Genomic DNA, 15,736 nt, shown 5'->3' with positions numbered 1-15,736 from the left:
CCACCATCTTCACCTCGCGGGTCAGCGTCAACCAGGCGTGCGGCATGCGGACCCGCCCTGGGCAGCCCTCAACGCTACGTCGCACTATCGGAAAGTGACGGTGGTGCAGCGGATTCGTGTCCACCACCACAGCGATCCGTCTACTGATCACCGCCGCCGATCGGCACCGCTACGTCGTCGATCGTTCGGACGGTGTCCGGCCGACGGTGCTCTCCAGAAGCAACTCCGCCAGCCGAGTACGCATCTCGTCGAGGCGACGATCGCCCATTGTCTCGAGAATGGTGACGGCTTCCTGCAGGGCCGCGACCGCGGCGGGAATGTCTCGTCGCGCTGCTGCGACGTCGGAGCAGCCGTGCAGGGCCCAGGCTTCCTGCATTCGGTCGCCGGTGCTCCTGGCCAGTCGTACGGCGGTGTCGTAGTGGTGCTCGGCCAGGTCGACGTTGCCGCGCAGAAGGTGCAGCCGGCCGAGATTGGTGTGGACGCTCGAGGACAACCAATCCCGGTTGCTGGATCGTTCGGCTGCGGCCAGCGCCGCCGTGTAGGCATCGAGTGCCGCCTGCTGGCGGTCGGCCCGGCGATGCAGAAAGCCGAGGTTGAGTTCGACCTTGAAAATGAGATCGGGATCGTTCAGCAGGGTCGCGGCGCGTTGGGCCCGCAGCAGTGGTGGGAGTGCTTCGTCAAGCTCGCCGCTCTCGGTGAGCATCGCGCCGAGGCTCGCTTCGACGTCAGCCTTGCCGGCATGGTCGCCGTCACGTTCATACAGCGCGCTGGCGCGCTGGTACGCGGCGCGGGCCTCAACGCGGTGCAGCAGGAGGCTGTGTGCCACGCCCAGGCTCCCTTGCAGCATGGCCTCGCCGGTTCTGCTGCCGGCCAGGGCCGCGGCCCGGATCCCCTGCTCGGTGACGGCGATCCAGGTGTCTCGGTGGGCCCGGCGCAGTAACCAGCCGCGAATGTTCACGGTGAGGGGCCAGACGAGATCAGGGTGCCGCCGTGTGTGCTCGGTGATCATCTTGATGATCGTGTCCGCCTCGGTGTCGACCCAGCTGGCGGCTGTCGCCGTATCGGGCAGGTCAGGGAGGAAGAGGTGAAGCGGATCAAGGGCGGCCTTGCCGCCAGCTCTGCCTACCGTCGATGGAAGGCGTTGCTGTGCTTCGCCGGTTGCCTGCCCGTACCAGGACAGCAGTTGTCGTTCCGCGACAGCGCGGTCGGCCGACGTGTCCTCGAGTTGGCCCTGCTCGCGGGCGAACATGCGAGTCAGCTGGTGAAAGGTGACTCGACCCGCTTCGAGGGCGACGAGGTTGGCTGCGGTGAGCCTGCCGATCAGTCCGGTCAGCACCGCGCCAGAGGTGACACCGGCCAGTGCCGCGACGGCACCCAGCGGGACAGCACCGGCACCGGACAGCCCGAGGCGGCGCAACAGCCGACGTTCCGGGGGCGCCAGCCGCCGGTATGACACCGCGATGACGGCGCGCACGCTGACATCACCGTCGGATGTGGTCAGCCGGGCGATGCGGGTTCGTTCATCATCGAGGGCCGCCACGAGGGCGCTCGGCCGTGCTCCCAGCCGCAGGTGAGCTCCCACGATCCGGAGGGCCAGCGGCATGCCGTGGCACAGCTCCACCAGCGTCCCGACGTCGCCACTCGCGGGCTCGGACATCCCGGCGGTCGCCTGGAGCAGACGGGTGGCCGGCTCGACGGGCAGGGGGGCGAGCACCAGCAGGTGCAGGCCTTCACGGGCGACGAGCCCGTCGAGACGGTTCCGACTGATGATCACCAAGAGGCTGTCACCGCTGCCGGGCAGGAACGGCCGGGCCTGCTCGGCGGTGCTCACGTTGTCCAGGACCATCAGGATCGTTCGGCTGGAGAGCAGTGAGCGCAGTTGCGCCGCGCGCGCCTCCGCCTCCCGTGGCACCTCGTCCGGGGTGACTCCGAGATCGACGAGGGCTCTGGCCAGGGCGGCCGCCGCCGGAGCGTCGTTGTCGAGGTCGAGGTAGAGCTGCCCGCCGGGGAAGCTTCGCCGGTGTTGATGGGCCCAGTGGGTGACCAGGGCCGTCTTGCCCATACCGCCGGCACCGGTGACGACCATCGAGCCGCTGACCCGTTGGCCGCGAGCGGCCTTCGGGTGAACGCTGTCAAGGACCGCAAGCTCGTCGTCGCGTGCGACGAAGTTGCTGGGTGGGGCGGGCAGCTGCGCCGGCCGAACGGCATCGGGAACGGCCGACGGCGCACCTGCTGGCGCGGGACCGCGCAGGATGGCGGCGTGCAGCTGTTGCAGACGCGCGCCCGGGTCGGCGCCGAGCTCGTCGGCGAGCAGGTGCCGGGTCCGCTCGTAGGTGGTCAACGCCTCCGCCCGGCGGTCACTGCGCACGAGCGCCAGCATCAGCTGTGCTTGAAGGCGCTCACGCAGCACGTTCTCCGCCGCCACGGCCGACAGTTCGGCGCACAACTCGCGGTGCAGGCCAAGGCTGAGCTCGATGTCCACGCAGCTCTCGTAGGCGGTCATCCGCTGCTCGCCCAGGTGGTCGGCGGCCGCCCGTACATGCGCGGTGTCGGCGGTGCCCTGGTATGCGTCCGTTCCGCGCCACAGACGAAGCGCCTTCCGGTAGCTCCCGCGCGCCTCGGTGAGTCGGCCCCGCGCCTCGTCCTGCGCGGCGCTGTCGATCAGCGCCGCGAACTCGTTCGCGTCGAGTTGGTGCCCGTCCAGCCTGATTCGGTAACCACCCGTCGCACGAACGATCGATTCGTCGCCCAGGTTGCGACGCAGGTGATGGACGAGCACCCGTAGTGCCACGCGCTTGCTGTCGCTCGGGCCGTGGCCCCACAGGGCTCCCATCAACGTGCCATCGCTGACCGTACGACCGCCGGCGGCAAGCAGGCACGCCAGCACCACCTGATGCTGACGCCCGCCCGCCGGCACCCTCGACCCGGATACGTCGACGGCTCGCAGGGGTCCCAGGACTTCGAATCGCATGATTCCTTCCCTGGACGTACCGGCACGGGCCCCGATCGTGGCACGGCGGCCGTCGCTCAGCGAATGCCCCAGATGGCTTGCGTGGCCCGAACTGGCACCGACCTCCGGCCAACATCGCGCCAACATCCTCTTGGAAGACTGGGGGCATCGGGGGTCGACCACGCTCAAGATTGAGAGGGCCAGCCATGAAACCCCATAGCCGGCCCGAGCGGTCGGGTTAGCGGCAGCGTCGGCGGGGGTGGCCGGGCACCTACCTGAACGCCACCTCCGCCGTCGACCGACCCCTCGCCGAACGCGGCCCGCATCGGCTCACGTTCCGAAGAAGTTGACCGTCTCTGAGCACGGCTACTCAGGCGCGTTGCCGTTCAGTCCGTGAGGGTGGTGGCATGCGTCGACTGCTCCCGCAACTGCTGATCGTGCTCGTCTTCGCCGCAGCCTGCGCCGAGCCGGATGCCCGGCCGGACCGCCCGGAACGGTCGACCGAGGAGTCGGCGCCCGCCTCGCTGCTCGCCGACGGCAGTGTCCCGTGGGCCGACCTGACGATCACGGGGGAGGACCTCAACGGTCGCCCGGCCGGACCTCGGGTTCCGGCCGCCGGGAGCAAGCCGTGCCGGGCCGCGCAACTGTCCGGCCGGCTCACCAGCTGGCGGCGGCCCAGCACCGGTGGTGAGACACCCCGCGGCATGGACGCCGCCCTCGCCAAGCTCTTCGGCGAGGTGGACGTGCGCAACTCGTCGCAGGTCGAGTGCACATTGCAGGGCGAAGTGCCCACCACCATGCTCGCTGGCGAGCACGAAATTCCCATGCTCTACACCCATGACATCACCGAGGAGGCCCAGGCCCAGGTGATCGCGGTGCCCGCTGGCGGCCACGCCGGCCTGCGCCTGGACTGGTCCGGGCCGTTCTGCCAGCCGACGGCGGGGCCGCTGGAGCTCGCGATCGAGGTGCCGCACGGCGGCGGCACGTTACGCGCACCGATCACCGCAGACGACCGCCCGGGCTGCGCGCACGGCGAGGGAACGAATCCCAACGCCAAGCCGACGCTGTACGCGAGCGGCTTCGCCGAGCCGGCCGTGGGGCCGACCCGCCCAGCCTCGCCGCTCGGCCAACTCACCGTCGCCGTCGCGGGGCCGCCAACCGCCGCGGCCGGATCGCGGGTCACCTTCCGCGTGACGCTCGGCAACCCCACCCGTGGCCCGCTCGCGCTGGACCCCTGTCCGGGCTACCTGATGGAACGCTTCTCCCTCGGCGATGCGACGAACGAGGCGGTGAACACGGCCCAGCTGTACCGGCTGAACTGCCGCCCGCTAACGGTCATCAGCGCTGGCGGCACTGCCGTTTTCGAGATGGTCGCCGAGGTGCCGGCCGGGATGCGCGCAGGGCGCGAGCTGACCGTCACGTGGAAGCTCTACCTGCCGCAGTACGCGCAGCGCGGCAACCAGTTCGGTGCCCTCGTCCTGAAAGTCACCTGAACCTCGGTGCACTCATGCACTCACCGGTCTGCGACGGCGGCGATGGCGGCGTACGGCCGATGAGTGCCGTCGCTTGGCCGCTGCAGGCGCTCCACCTCCGTGAAGCCCGCCCGCCTCAGTCGCTCGGAGAACTCGTCGACGGGCCAGCGATAGGCGGTCACGACCTTGTGGTCGAAGGCGGCGACGTCGTCACCGACGAAGAAGCTCAGCACCAACGATCCGGCCGGGGCCATTACTCGCCGGATCTCCGCGAGCATGCCGTGGAGATCCTGCGGCGGCAGATGGATCAGCGAGCCCCACGCCAGGATGCCGGCGATGGATTGGTCGGCAACGGCGAGGGTCTCCATCGACCCGAGGTGGTAGCTACCGCCCGGATGGGTCGTCCGCGCATGGGCGATGAACTCGGGGACCATGTCGATCCCGGTTGCGTCGACGCCCAACGAGCGGAGGTAGTCGGTGATATGGCCCGGCCCGCAGCCCAGATCGAGCACCGTGCCAGGTCGCGCCGCCAGATGTCGCGCGATGAAGTCGAGGTCGTCGGCGTGTACCTGCTGGCTTGTGCCGAACAGCCTGATGTAGAGCTCTGCGACGGAGGCGTACGCCTGCCGGACCGGTTCCACGTCCACCGCACGACCATACGGGCACCCGGATCCGGGCTACCGGATGAGGCAGAACGGGTGACCCGCTGGGTCAGCGAAGACCGTGAAGCTCTCATCGCCGGCGCTCAGCCGGCGGGCACCCAGCTCCAGCGCCTGGGCCTCCCCGACGGCGAGATCGTCGACACGGAAGTCAAGGTGGGCCTGCTGTGGCTGCGCCGCATCCGGCCAGCGCGGCGGGTTGTAGTCGGTGATCTGTTGGAACATCAGGCTCTTACCGTCACTGGCGAGAAGCGCGCCCTCGGGGCCGTCGTAGGTGACCTCCATACCGGTGAGGTCGGCGTAGAAGTGGGCCAGCGCCGATGCGTCGGGGGCGTCGATCGTCACCGCGAACAGCCGCATCACTGGGCCGACGCCGTCGGCCTGGCAGAGGTCGAACGGGTGGCCGGCAGGGTCGGCCATCGTGATCCAGGTCTGGCCGTCGGCCAGCCGGGTGGCGCCGAGGCCCAGCGCGGTCTCGGCCGCAGCGCCGGGGTCGTCGGTCTGCAGATCGAGGTGGAACTGCTGCGGGTGCTTCTGCCCGGGCCACTCCGGCGCGACATGGTCCGGTGCTCGCTGGAACTCCACCTCCTGACCGTCGGGAGTCCGGATGCCGAACCGGTCAGACTCCTGACGGACGACGTCCCAGCCGGTGAGCTGGGCGTAGAACGCACCGACCTTGTTGATGTCCGCGGCATCGAAGATGGCCAAGTCCAGGTTGGCTTTTGCAGTCATGGTGACATCCTGCCCCAGCTCGCCGACATGTTGAGCGATCGGCGGTTCCGAAGGACACCACCGATCGCGCAGGATCCACGGGTTGCCCCGGCGGGCGATCAGGCTACCGCGGCTGCACCGGTCGCATGGACGCGCCGAGGAGCACCTCGTACCGGTAGAGGTCACCGTTGATGCCAGTGCGACGGAACCCGGCCCGTTCGAGGGTCCGCTGGGAAGCGACGTTGTCCTCGGTGGTGTCGGCGCAAACGCGGGTCAGGTCGTGGTCGGCCGCGAGGTTCAGCACGGCGACGAGCGCCTCCGCGGCATAGCCGTGACCACGGGCCGACGGGGCAAGACCGTAGCCGACCTCGACACGTCCGTCGTCCGGCCGACCCTTGAAACCGATACCACCGATGGCCTTCCCGTCGGCGGTCCGGGTGATCCGGTAGTGCCCGAAGGGGCGCTGGTCCCCGTGGGTCGCCGTAGCGGCGAGAAAGGCCGTGACGCCCCTGACGTCGCCGTCGAAGGGATAGTCCTCAGCCCAGGCATCCCCGGCTCCGGCGCGCCTCCCGACGATGCGTTCACCCTCTTTCGCGTCGATGGCGTGCAGGCACAGTCGCGGCGTTCGAAGGTCGGTCACGGGCAACAGCGAAGCAGCCCTCGACACGCTGTACAAACCGATTACGCCACCCCCCGGGGGAAGCCGGCCGCGAAACGACCCTTGCTGAGATTCCCTCGCGGGCGTAGGAAGAACACCACCCATTGACCACCGTCGGCGTCTGCGTCGACGCTCGTCCAGCGTCGAAGGAGATGCGTGTGACCAGACCCGGACGCCTCCGTCTCGTCGTGTCCGTGTTGGTGACCGCGGGCGCCGTCCTGTTCGGCGCGGCGGCCGCCGCGGCACCGCCAGCGACTCCCGGACCGACCGGTCATCGGGCCTGCGATCCGATCGACCCAGCGGCCTGCCTGCTGCCGTTCCCGAACGACTACTTCACCGTGCCGGACCGGACCAGCCCCACCGGCAAGCGGGTGCGGTTCGCGGCCTCGGCGATGCCCGCCAACGTGCAGGGGACGCCGATCGACCCGGCGGAATGGAACCGGCAGGACGGATTCAGCCCGGGCTCGCCGATCCTGGTGCGGGTGCCGGGCCTCGACGCTGCGACAACCGGGATCGCGCCGGTCACCGACATCGGCCGCTCGCTGGCACCGGACGCGCCGATCGTGCTGCTCAACGCCCGGACCGGCAAGCGCACGCCGTACTGGGCCGAGCTGGACGCGCACGCCGCCGGCCAGCCCGACCGCCAGCTGCTGATCATCCGGCCGGCGGTGGCGCTGACCGAGGGCACCCGGTATGTCGTCGGTCTGCGTAACCTGCGCGACGGCGCTGGTGTGTTGATCCCGGCGCCGAAGGCATTCACGGCGTACGCGACCGGTGCCGACCTCGACCATCGGGACAGCCGCGCCCCGCAGATGAAGCGGATCGTCGCCGACCTGACCAGGACCGGCGTGAAGCGGCACAGCCTCTACCTCGCCTGGGACTTCACCGTCGCCAGCCGCCACGGTCTGACCGGTCGGATGCTGGCGGTCCGGGACAGCGCGTTCGCCGCCCTCGGCCGGGCCGCACCGTCGTTCACCGTGACCCAGGTGACCGACTACCCAGCCGAGCAGGAGCCACTGATCGCCCGGCAGGTGACCGGAACCATCGGCGTACCGTCCTATCTGACCGGCGACGGCGGTCCCGGCTCCCGGCTGCACTATGGGCCGGTCGGCAGCGAGACGCCGCCGACGCCGAACGCCCTGCCCACTCCGTCCGGCGCGACGGTCGCGGCGGACTTCGTCTGCAACATCCCGCGCACTGCCTCCGCGGCGAAACCGGCGCACCTCTCGCTCTACGGCCACGGCCTGCTCGGCAGGCCAACCGAGATCAACGCCGGCAACGTCAGGACGATGTCGCACACGTACGACTTCGCCTTCTGCGCGACCAGCTGGATCGGCATGGCCGCCGCCGACGTCCCCTACGTGGCGGGCGCCTTCAGCGACCTGAGCGCCTTCCCCGCCGTGGCGGACCGGTTGCAGCAGAGCTTCCTGAACTTCCTCTTCCTGGGCCGCGCGATGATCCACCCGGGTGGGTTCGCCGCCCACCCGGCGTTCCGGGACGCCACGGCGCGGCCGCTGATCAACGTGGCCGGCGGGCTGCACTACGACGGCAACAGCCAGGGCGGCATCAACGGCGGTGCGCTCACCGCCATCGCCCAGGACTGGACCCGGTCGGTGCTCGGCGTACCGGGGATGAACTACTCCACGCTGCTGCAACGCAGCGTCGACTTCGCCCCCTTCCAGACCATCATGGACGGCTCCTACCCGGACAAGGTCGACCAGCAGTTGATCTTCGCGCTGTTGCAGATGTTGTGGGACCGGTCCGAGGCCAACGGGTACGCCCAGCACATGACCGACCGGCCGTTGCCGGGCACCCCGGCGCACCAGGTGCTGATGCATGTGGCCTTCGGCGACCACCAGGTCTCGCCCGCCGCGGCGGAGGTCCAGGCGCGCACCATCGGCGCCCGCCTGCACACCCCCGCGCTCGCGGACGGCTGGTCACTGGACGTGCGGCCGTACTGGGGTATCGCGCCGATCCGCCGCTACCCGTACACCGGCTCGGCGCTCGTGATCTGGAACAGCGGCGCGGCCAACGCGCCGCCGCCGACCAACCTCGCGCCGGCCGGGCCGGAGTATGGCGACGATCCGCACGAGTTCCCGCGCGCCCAGGCCGCTGCCCAGAAACAGAAGGCGGTGTTCCTGCTCACCGGCAGGGTCATCGACGTCTGCGCGCGGAAGCCCTGCCCATGACGCGCTAGTCGGTCGCGCCGCACGCACCACGAGCCTCGCGGTACGCCGACGGCTTGTCCGTGCACCCGTTCGTTAATGCCTTGTTGCCTCGGCTTGGCGGTGTCTACGGTCTGGTGATGCGTTCGCGACTGCTGGCAGTGACGTTCGAGGCGCACGACCCGGCTCGTCCGGCGCAGTTCTGGGCCGCTCTGCTCGGCCGGGAGGTCATCGAGGATGCCACCGGTGCGCTGTTGCCGGGCGATGACGCTCAGCTCGGTCTCCGGTTCGTTCCGGGCCGCGCGGGCCAACTCGGCGCAGACAACATGCATCTGCATCTGACCAGCGCTGACCTCGACGAGCAGCAGCACACGGTGGCGATGGCGCTGAAGCTTGGTGGCCGCCACCTCGACGTCGGGCAGCGACCTGAGGACGAGCACGTCGTCCTGGCCGACCCCGCGGGCTACTCGTTCTGCGTGATCGAGCCGGGCAACGCCTACCTCGACGGGTGCGGCGTCCTGGGTGAGCTCACCTGTGACGGCACCCGGGAGGTCGGCGTGTTCTGGAGCAATGTGCTGGGCTGGCCCCTGGTGTGGGACCAGGACGAGGAGACCGCGATCCAGTCACCACGCGGCGGCACCAAGGTCGCATGGTCAGGGGAGCCCGTGGCCCCGAGAGAGGAGTCGAACCAGCAGCGCTTCGACCTCGTCTCGGCCGCTGGCGACCAGCAGGCGGCGGTCGACGAGCTGATTTCCCTCGGGGCTACTCGGCTCGGCATCGGTAAGGACGGCGCAGTCCTGCTGGCAGATCCGGACGGCAACGAGTTCTGCGTCCGGGGGGCCTGACCGCTACGCCTCCCGCGCTCGGCCGGCGCCGCCTGAGCGCTTGACCATGACCGCTCCGCCGGCAACGAAGACGATGCTGAGGGCCACACCGATGAGGTTGCCTTCGGACAGACCGGAGAAGAGCCCCAGAATGCCCAGGATGATCGCTACTCCGCCGACAAATCGCATGACGTAGCCGCCGACGGACTTCACTCGTTCATTCGCCATGGTGTGTCTGGTGCCCAGTGTGCGGGGATCACAAACGGTCGATGGCAAGGCTCGCCGCGCCCTCGTCAGACGGTCGCCGAGTCGCCGGGCCGCAGGTCGACGAGCAGGACCGTCAAGCCCGCCTCCTCGAAGGCGCGGACGACGTCGTCGGCACCCCGGGTGTCCCCGGGTGGGTTGCTCGGCCCGGTCAGCTTGTTCACGTTGCTCTCCATGATCTTCCTGGTGCTTGCGGTTGCCCCGACGCTCGGCGAGAGCAGGCGGTCAGCCCGCCGGGTTACCCGTGGTCGTGTCACCGAAGCGGTAGGTCGGTGTCGCTCCCGGACGGCTCCCGGCCATGGATGCGACGCTGGTCCGCGGTGATGGGGACGTCGTTGATGCTGGCTTCCCGGCGGCTCATGTAGCCGCGATCGTCGAACTCCCACTGTTCGTTGCCGTAACTGCGCCACCACTGGCCGGTGGCGTCGTGCCACTCGTACTGGAATCGCACGGCGATGCGGTTCTCGTGGAACGCCCACAGCTGTTTACGCAGGACGTAGTCGAGTTCGCGTTCCCACTTCTCGGTGAGGAACGCTTCGATCTCGTCGCGGCCCGTCAGGAAGGTCGACCGGTTACGCCAGACGCTGTCGGGTGTGTAGGCGCCGGCAACGCGCTGGGCGTCGCGGGTGTTCCAGGCATCCTCGGCGGCCTGAACCTTGAGTCGAGCGCTGTCGGCCGTGAAGGGTGGCAACGGGTGTCGCAGCGGTGTGCTCGTGTCGTGCGAGTCAGTGCTCATGGCTCTCCCTGTCCTGGCGCTGGTCGGCGTGCGGGTGGCCGGGTAGCTGTCCGCGCAGGGCGTGGTTCTCCGCGCGCAGGCGGGCGAGTTCGTCTCGCACCGGTGCGAGCGCGTCCGCGAGTTCCGCCTCGCTGAAACGAGGCGTGATGTGCTGGGGGCAGTTCCAGTCGTAGCCGTGCACGTCGACGGTGATCACACGTTCCACCTTGCCCGATTGGCCGGGCACGCTCAGCCGTTCCCGCAGGTCCTCGGATGTGCGGTCGCGGACGTCCAGGACGCTGGCCGTACCGATGATTTTCAGGCGGCGTTGGTGGGCGTAGTCCATGAGAAGCAGTGATACGCGGGGCGAGGTGCCGAGGTTGCCGACCGACAGGTACTGCCGGTTGCCGCGCAGGTCGGCCCAGCCGAGGACGCTGTGCCCGTCGACGGGGTCCAGGACGCGCAGGAAGCCGGGTGGGCCGCCGCGGTGCTGCAGGTACGGCCAGCCGTTCTCGCTGACGGTGCCGAGGTAGAAGCTGTCGCGTTCGGCAATGAAGCCGGCCTCATCGGCGCCGAGCAGTGCGTCGGTGTGCCAGCCGGAGACCATTCGCTGGACGGCGGGTCGGCTGCCGTAGCGCTGTTGCGCTGCGGCCACCGACGGCGTGGTCAGTTCTTGCAGGTAGCGATGGGGCATGACGCGTCTTCCGGGTTAGGGGCCGGGGCGGCACCGGCGGTGAGAGGCACTCCTCTAACCATCTTGGCAAGTCTGGCAGGTTAGAAGTTACGTCGTTCCGACTAACCTGTCAAACATCGGACGATGGTAAGGTGATGTCCATGACGCGGCGGCCGCTGGTGGGCGAACCCCTGGCACTGGACCTGGTCAACACCCAGTGGGTCGAGCGTGGCCGCACGGTCGACCTGTTCGACGAACCCGACGGACTGCAGGGATGGCTTGCCGAGCACCGGCTGGCGGGCGACCCCACATCGGTGGAGGCCCCGCTGCGCCAAGCGCGTTCGGCGCTGCGCGGCGTCCTCGAGCAGCCCGGCGAGGACGCCGAGCGGGGGATCAACGCGATCCTCGCCCACGGTGCCTCGCGCTACACGCTCCGCCAGGGGACCGCGCACGAGCACCATGACGTCGACGCCGACTGGCTCCCCTCCTGGCAGGCGGTCCTCAACTACCTGGACCTGCTGCGCCAGCAACCCACCCGAATTCGACGCTGCGGCAACCCCGGCTGCGTCCTGCACTTCTACGACACGTCGCGCAACGGCACCCGGCGTTGGTGCTCCATGGACGGTTGTGGCGGTCGCGCCAAAGCCGCCCGCCACTACCAACGCCATCGCGCCACCACCTCGTAGGCCGGGTGCCGCCACGTCAGCTCAGCGCGGCCGCCTTGCGCAGCAGCACCGAGCGTTCGCGCTGGTTGGCGCACAACCGGGCCGCCAGCTCCAGCTCCGCGCGCGCTTCCGGTCGCCGTCCGAGCCGGGCCAGCAGCTCACCTCGTACGGTCGGGACCAGATGTGAACCGGCAAGCCGGTCCGAGGCGATCAGCTCGTCCACGATGGCCAGGGCGTGCGCTGGGCCAGAGGCCATGGCAACGGCGACGGCCCGGTTGAGCACGACCACGGGCGAGGGTGCGACCCGGTTGAGTGCCTCGTACAGCAGCACGATCCGGTCCCAGTCGGTTGCCTCGACCGAGGGCGCCGACGCGTGGGCGGCGGCGATCGCGGCCTGCAGGCCGTAGGGGCCGAGGCCGCGAGTCGACGCCTTGGCCAGCGCGGCCAGGCCACGGCGGATCGCCGAGGCGTCCCACCGGCGCCGGTCCTGGTCCTCGAGCAGGATCGGCGAGCCGTCCGGGCCGGTCCGGGCCGGAAAGCGCGCGGCCGTCAGCTCGCACAACGCGAGCAGCCCGTGCACCTCCGGCTCGGCCGGTTGCAGCGCGGCCAGCGTGCGGGCCAGGCGGATCGCCTCGTACGCGACGTCGGGGCGCAGCAGCCGGTCGCCCGACGTGGCCGTCGACCCCTCGGTGAAGATCACGTAGATGACGCTGAGCACGCCGCCCAGCCGCTCCCGGCGCTCGGCGGCCGGCGGCAGCTCGAACGGCACCCCGGCCGCCGCGATCGTCTTCTTGCCCCGGGTGATGCGGGCCTGCACGGTCGGCACGGACACGAGGAACGCGCGAGCGATCTCCTCGCTGGAAAGGCCGCCGACCACCCGCAGGGTCAGTGCCACCCGGGCCTCGGGGGAGAGCACCGGGTGGCAGCTGACGAACATCAGCGCCAGGATGTCGTCGTCGATCCTGTCGGGATCGATCTCTTCGTCGACCACCGAGTCGACAACGAAGCTGGTCGCCAGCAGGGCGTATCGGTCCTGAAGGGCGGTCCGACGACGGATCGCGTCGATCGCCCGCCGCCGGGCCGTGGCCATCAGCCAACCGGTCGGATTCGCCGGAGAGGCGAGCGACCACGACACCAGCGCCTCGGCCACCGCCTCCTGGGCCGCGTCCTCGGCCAGCCCGAAGTCGCCGGTGAACCGGGTCAGCGCGGCGACGATCCGCGCCGACTCGATCCGCCAGACGGCCTCGACGTCGGCGGCACCCATCAGCTCTGGACGCTGCTGTCCTGCGGGACCTCGTCCTCCTCGGGCACCCGCCGGATCTCGATCTTGGAGCCGGGGGCCGCCGGGACCCGCTTGGCCCACTCGACCGCCTCCTGTTTCGAGGCGACGTCGAGCAGGAAGAAGCCCCCGAACAGCTCCTTGGTCTCGCCGTACGGCCCGTCCGTGACCACCGGGACTTCGCCGCTGAAGTCGACCACGACGCCCTGGCCCGGATCGTCCAGCCCTTCCGCGGCGAGGAGAACGCCGGCCTTGACCGTCTCCTCGATGAACTGGCGGGTCGTGGCCATCATCTCGTCGATGTTGGCCATCATGGCCGCGTTCGACTCGTCGGTGCCCCGCATGATCAACAAGTACTTCGACATCACGTTCTCCTCATCCGGCGGGGCCGTCTCTCGGCCCTCGCACCCTCATGTCGAACGAGTGGTCCGCAGATCGACACGGTCTCCCAGAAATCTCTCGCCGCGACACAGCCGGTACATCGGTGCACCTTGGGCCTGCTGGGAGTGAGCTCAGGTGAAAGGCGGCAGGACTTCGATGATCGTGGCTGTGCCAGCGACGGGTCGGGCCTCGTGCATGGTGATCACGTCACCGCACTTCAGGTGCCTCCAATGCTCGGGCCGCAGGGGGGCCAGCCGAACGTCGGCGGTCTCGCCCGGGCCAAGCTCCTCGGCGAACTCCACCCATAGCCTTGCGATGTCCAGACTCTGCTCCCCTTCAGCGGTGCGGTGGCCGATGTCCCACATCGGCCTGAGTCGACCGTCCCCGGCGAACGCGGTCCGGCGTCGGCCCTCGTCCGCACTCACGAGACTCAGAGTCGCCCGGACGGTGCCGTGCTGGGCCTCCCAGCCCTGCCACTCGCACCAACGACGGCTCCGCTCGAGCATCATCTGCCGAGCGGCTTCGGCAAGAAGTTGCCAGAAACCCGGGGACGCGGGCTCAACGTCCCCGATCTCGACGAGAACAGCGAGCACCATCTCCCACTCTTGGCGTCCGATGTCCTCGCGGACATCCGCGATCGTCTGGCCACTCGCTGCCGTGGCATCGTCGGGCAGGAGATCGACGGCCTGCCGGAGGAGTGAGAACGCGTCGTCCATGCCCTGCATTGTCGCCCGACCCGGACGGCCTTTTCGTAAGCGCCCAGGGGTCTGGCCCGCACACGACTGCCCAGTCGGCCTGGCACCGGGCCCGGCCTCGTGCTGACGGCCGCGCACCTGTCGTATCCGGCGTAGCCTCTGCGCATGCGTCTGCTCGCCGGTCTCGCCCGATCCGCCGCGACCGCGAACGACCTGATCCGGTTCGGATCGGAGACGATGTCCGCCGAGCGTCTGCTCGGGTGCGCCGCGGCGGTGGCAGACGACCTGCACGGTGAGCCGGTGGTCGCGGTGCATGCCACGGCGACCGTCGAGACGGTGGTGGCGGTGGTCGGCGCACTGCTCAGCGGGGCAGCCGTCGTTCCCGTCCCGCCCGACTCCGGGCCCCGGGAAAGGGCGCACATCCTGCGCGACTCGGGCGCGGCGCTGCTGCTCGTCGGCGCGCGGGACGTTCCCGCGGAGGTCGACGTCCACCCGGTCGACCTGCGGCGTACCTCGGACACCCGATACCCGGAGCCGACGCCCGACCGGACCGCTTTGATCATGTACACCAGCGGCACCACCGGCGCGCCCAAAGGGGCCGTCCTGTCACACCGCGCGGTTGAGGCGGGCATCGACGCGCTGGCCGACGCGTGGGCCTGGACCCCCGACGACGTTCTGGTGCACGGTCTGCCCCTGTTCCACGTGCACGGCCTCGTGCTCGGCGTGCTCGGCGCCCTGCGGGTGGGTTGCCGGCTGCACCACACCGGCCGACCGACACCCGAGGCGTACGCGGACGCGCGCGGCACCCTCTACTTCGCAGTGCCGACCGTCTGGTCGCGGATCTGCGCGCAGCCGGAGCTGGCCGGACGCCTACGCTCCGCGCGACTGTTGGTCTCCGGCAGCGCGGCGCTACCCGCTCCCACATTTGAGCGGATGCGCGAACTCACTGGCCAGCGGCCGGTCGAGCGCTACGGCATGACCGAGACGCTGATCACGCTGAGCAATCGGGCCGACGACCCGGATCGTCGGCCGGGCCTGGTCGGCACACCGGTCAGGGGCGCGGAGACCCGGGTGGTGGGCGACGACGGGCGTCCGGTGCCCGCCGACGGTACGGCCATCGGTGAGCTCTGGGTTCGTGGGCCCATGCTGTTCGACGGCTACCTGGGCAAGCCCGACGTCACCGCCCGGTTGCTCGACGACGACGGGTGGTTCCGTACCGGCGACATCGCGAGCCTGGCACCCGACGGCGCGCACCGGATCGTCGGCCGCCGGTCCACCGACCTCATCAAGACCGGCGGCTACCGGATCGGCGCGGGTGAGGTCGAGGACGCCCTCCTGGCCCACCCGGGCGTCCGCGAGGCTGCGGTGGTCGGAACGCCCGACGACGACCTCGGCCAGGCGGTGACCGCCTTCGTCGTGGCCGACCAGGTGACTGCCGACGAACTCGTCGACTTCGTGGCGCGAACGCTGTCCGTACACAAACGGCCCCGGCAGATCCGATTCCTCGACACGCTGCCTCGCAACGCGATGGGCAAAGTCCAGAAACACCTGCTCGCCGGCTGACGGCCGAACAGGCGTACGCCGGGCGCCGCGCCCGTATCATCCGCTCCATGCCGGACGCCGCG

16 protein-coding genes are annotated in these 15,736 nt (G+C 70.0%); 5 read left to right on the top strand and 11 right to left on the bottom strand.

Annotation, left to right across the window (positions count from 1 at the left end):
* Positions 1 to 169: 169 nt before the first annotated feature.
* Positions 170 to 2,971, bottom strand: coding sequence for an AfsR/SARP family transcriptional regulator (locus V6V47_RS01860; RefSeq protein ID WP_334626157.1), 2,802 nt, complete (start codon positions 2,969 to 2,971; stop codon positions 170 to 172).
* 386 nt (positions 2,972 to 3,357) lie between these two features.
* Here V6V47_RS01860 and V6V47_RS01855 point away from each other — a divergent pair, with 386 nt between their 5' ends.
* Entirely contained in the window at positions 3,358 to 4,443 is a 1,086-nt protein-coding gene (locus V6V47_RS01855) for a hypothetical protein (RefSeq protein ID WP_334626156.1), read from the top strand.
* A gap of 20 nt (positions 4,444 to 4,463) precedes the next feature.
* Here the strand turns inward: V6V47_RS01855 and V6V47_RS01850 are convergent, their stop codons facing one another.
* From V6V47_RS01850 to V6V47_RS01840, 3 genes are all read right to left on the bottom strand, one after another.
* Positions 4,464 to 5,069: a class I SAM-dependent methyltransferase gene (locus V6V47_RS01850; RefSeq protein WP_334626155.1), complete on the bottom strand. Its 606-nt coding sequence runs from the start codon at positions 5,067 to 5,069 to the stop codon at positions 4,464 to 4,466.
* Positions 5,070 to 5,099: 30 nt separating this feature from the next.
* Entirely contained in the window at positions 5,100 to 5,813 is a 714-nt protein-coding gene (locus V6V47_RS01845; protein WP_334626154.1) for a VOC family protein, read from the bottom strand.
* Positions 5,814 to 5,916: 103 nt separating this feature from the next.
* On the bottom strand, positions 5,917 to 6,459 hold the full coding sequence (locus V6V47_RS01840) for a GNAT family N-acetyltransferase (RefSeq protein WP_334626236.1): 543 nt from the start codon (positions 6,457 to 6,459) through the stop codon (positions 5,917 to 5,919).
* A 149-nt stretch (positions 6,460 to 6,608) separates the two neighbouring features.
* On the opposite strand from V6V47_RS01840, the gene V6V47_RS01835 reads away from it, so the two are divergent.
* Together V6V47_RS01835 and V6V47_RS01830 are read left to right on the top strand one after the other, a co-directional pair.
* A complete protein-coding gene (locus V6V47_RS01835) occupies positions 6,609 to 8,639 on the top strand; it encodes a hypothetical protein (RefSeq protein WP_334626153.1) in 2,031 nt (676 codons plus the stop codon).
* Between the two features lie 116 nt (positions 8,640 to 8,755).
* Positions 8,756 to 9,460, top strand: a complete 705-nt coding sequence (locus tag V6V47_RS01830) for a VOC family protein (RefSeq protein ID WP_334626152.1) — start codon at positions 8,756 to 8,758, stop codon at positions 9,458 to 9,460.
* Positions 9,461 to 9,463: 3 nt separating this feature from the next.
* On the opposite strand, the gene V6V47_RS01825 is transcribed toward V6V47_RS01830, so the two are convergent.
* From V6V47_RS01825 to V6V47_RS01810, 4 genes are all read right to left on the bottom strand, one after another.
* The gene (locus V6V47_RS01825; RefSeq protein WP_334626151.1) at positions 9,464 to 9,667 is read right to left on the bottom strand and encodes a hypothetical protein; all 204 of its coding nucleotides are present in this window, start codon (positions 9,665 to 9,667) and stop codon (positions 9,464 to 9,466) included.
* A gap of 65 nt (positions 9,668 to 9,732) precedes the next feature.
* The gene (locus tag V6V47_RS01820; RefSeq protein ID WP_334626150.1) at positions 9,733 to 9,879 is read right to left on the bottom strand and encodes a hypothetical protein; all 147 of its coding nucleotides are present in this window, start codon (positions 9,877 to 9,879) and stop codon (positions 9,733 to 9,735) included.
* Between the two features lie 77 nt (positions 9,880 to 9,956).
* A complete protein-coding gene (locus V6V47_RS01815; protein ID WP_334626149.1) occupies positions 9,957 to 10,439 on the bottom strand; it encodes a nuclear transport factor 2 family protein in 483 nt (160 codons plus the stop codon).
* Entirely contained in the window at positions 10,429 to 11,112 is a 684-nt protein-coding gene (locus V6V47_RS01810) for a pyridoxamine 5'-phosphate oxidase family protein (protein WP_334626148.1), read from the bottom strand. The genes V6V47_RS01815 and V6V47_RS01810 overlap by 11 nt, the downstream gene beginning before the upstream one ends.
* Positions 11,113 to 11,252: 140 nt before the next feature.
* Here V6V47_RS01810 and V6V47_RS01805 point away from each other — a divergent pair, with 140 nt between their 5' ends.
* The gene (locus V6V47_RS01805; protein WP_334626147.1) at positions 11,253 to 11,777 is read left to right on the top strand and encodes a CGNR zinc finger domain-containing protein; all 525 of its coding nucleotides are present in this window, start codon (positions 11,253 to 11,255) and stop codon (positions 11,775 to 11,777) included.
* Between the two features lie 16 nt (positions 11,778 to 11,793).
* On the opposite strand, the gene V6V47_RS01800 is transcribed toward V6V47_RS01805, so the two are convergent.
* From V6V47_RS01800 to V6V47_RS01790, 3 genes are all read right to left on the bottom strand, one after another.
* Positions 11,794 to 13,020 (bottom strand): RNA polymerase sigma factor, encoded by a 1,227-nt coding sequence (locus V6V47_RS01800; RefSeq protein ID WP_334626146.1) that lies wholly within the window; start codon positions 13,018 to 13,020, stop codon positions 11,794 to 11,796.
* A complete protein-coding gene (locus V6V47_RS01795) occupies positions 13,020 to 13,400 on the bottom strand; it encodes a YciI family protein (RefSeq protein WP_334626145.1) in 381 nt (126 codons plus the stop codon). The genes V6V47_RS01800 and V6V47_RS01795 overlap by 1 nt, the downstream gene beginning before the upstream one ends.
* Before the next feature lie 147 nt (positions 13,401 to 13,547).
* Positions 13,548 to 14,132: a hypothetical protein gene (locus V6V47_RS01790; protein ID WP_334626144.1), complete on the bottom strand. Its 585-nt coding sequence runs from the start codon at positions 14,130 to 14,132 to the stop codon at positions 13,548 to 13,550.
* Between the two features lie 144 nt (positions 14,133 to 14,276).
* Between V6V47_RS01790 and V6V47_RS01785 the strand changes: the two genes are divergently transcribed.
* Positions 14,277 to 15,674, top strand: coding sequence for an acyl-CoA synthetase (locus V6V47_RS01785; RefSeq protein WP_334626143.1), 1,398 nt, complete (start codon positions 14,277 to 14,279; stop codon positions 15,672 to 15,674).
* Positions 15,675 to 15,736 lie beyond the last annotated feature (62 nt).

Source organism: Micromonospora sp. CPCC 205539, assembly GCF_036906815.1.
Classification (GTDB): domain Bacteria; phylum Actinomycetota; class Actinomycetes; order Mycobacteriales; family Micromonosporaceae; genus Micromonospora.
This window is presented reverse-complemented; position numbering and strand designations above follow the sequence as displayed.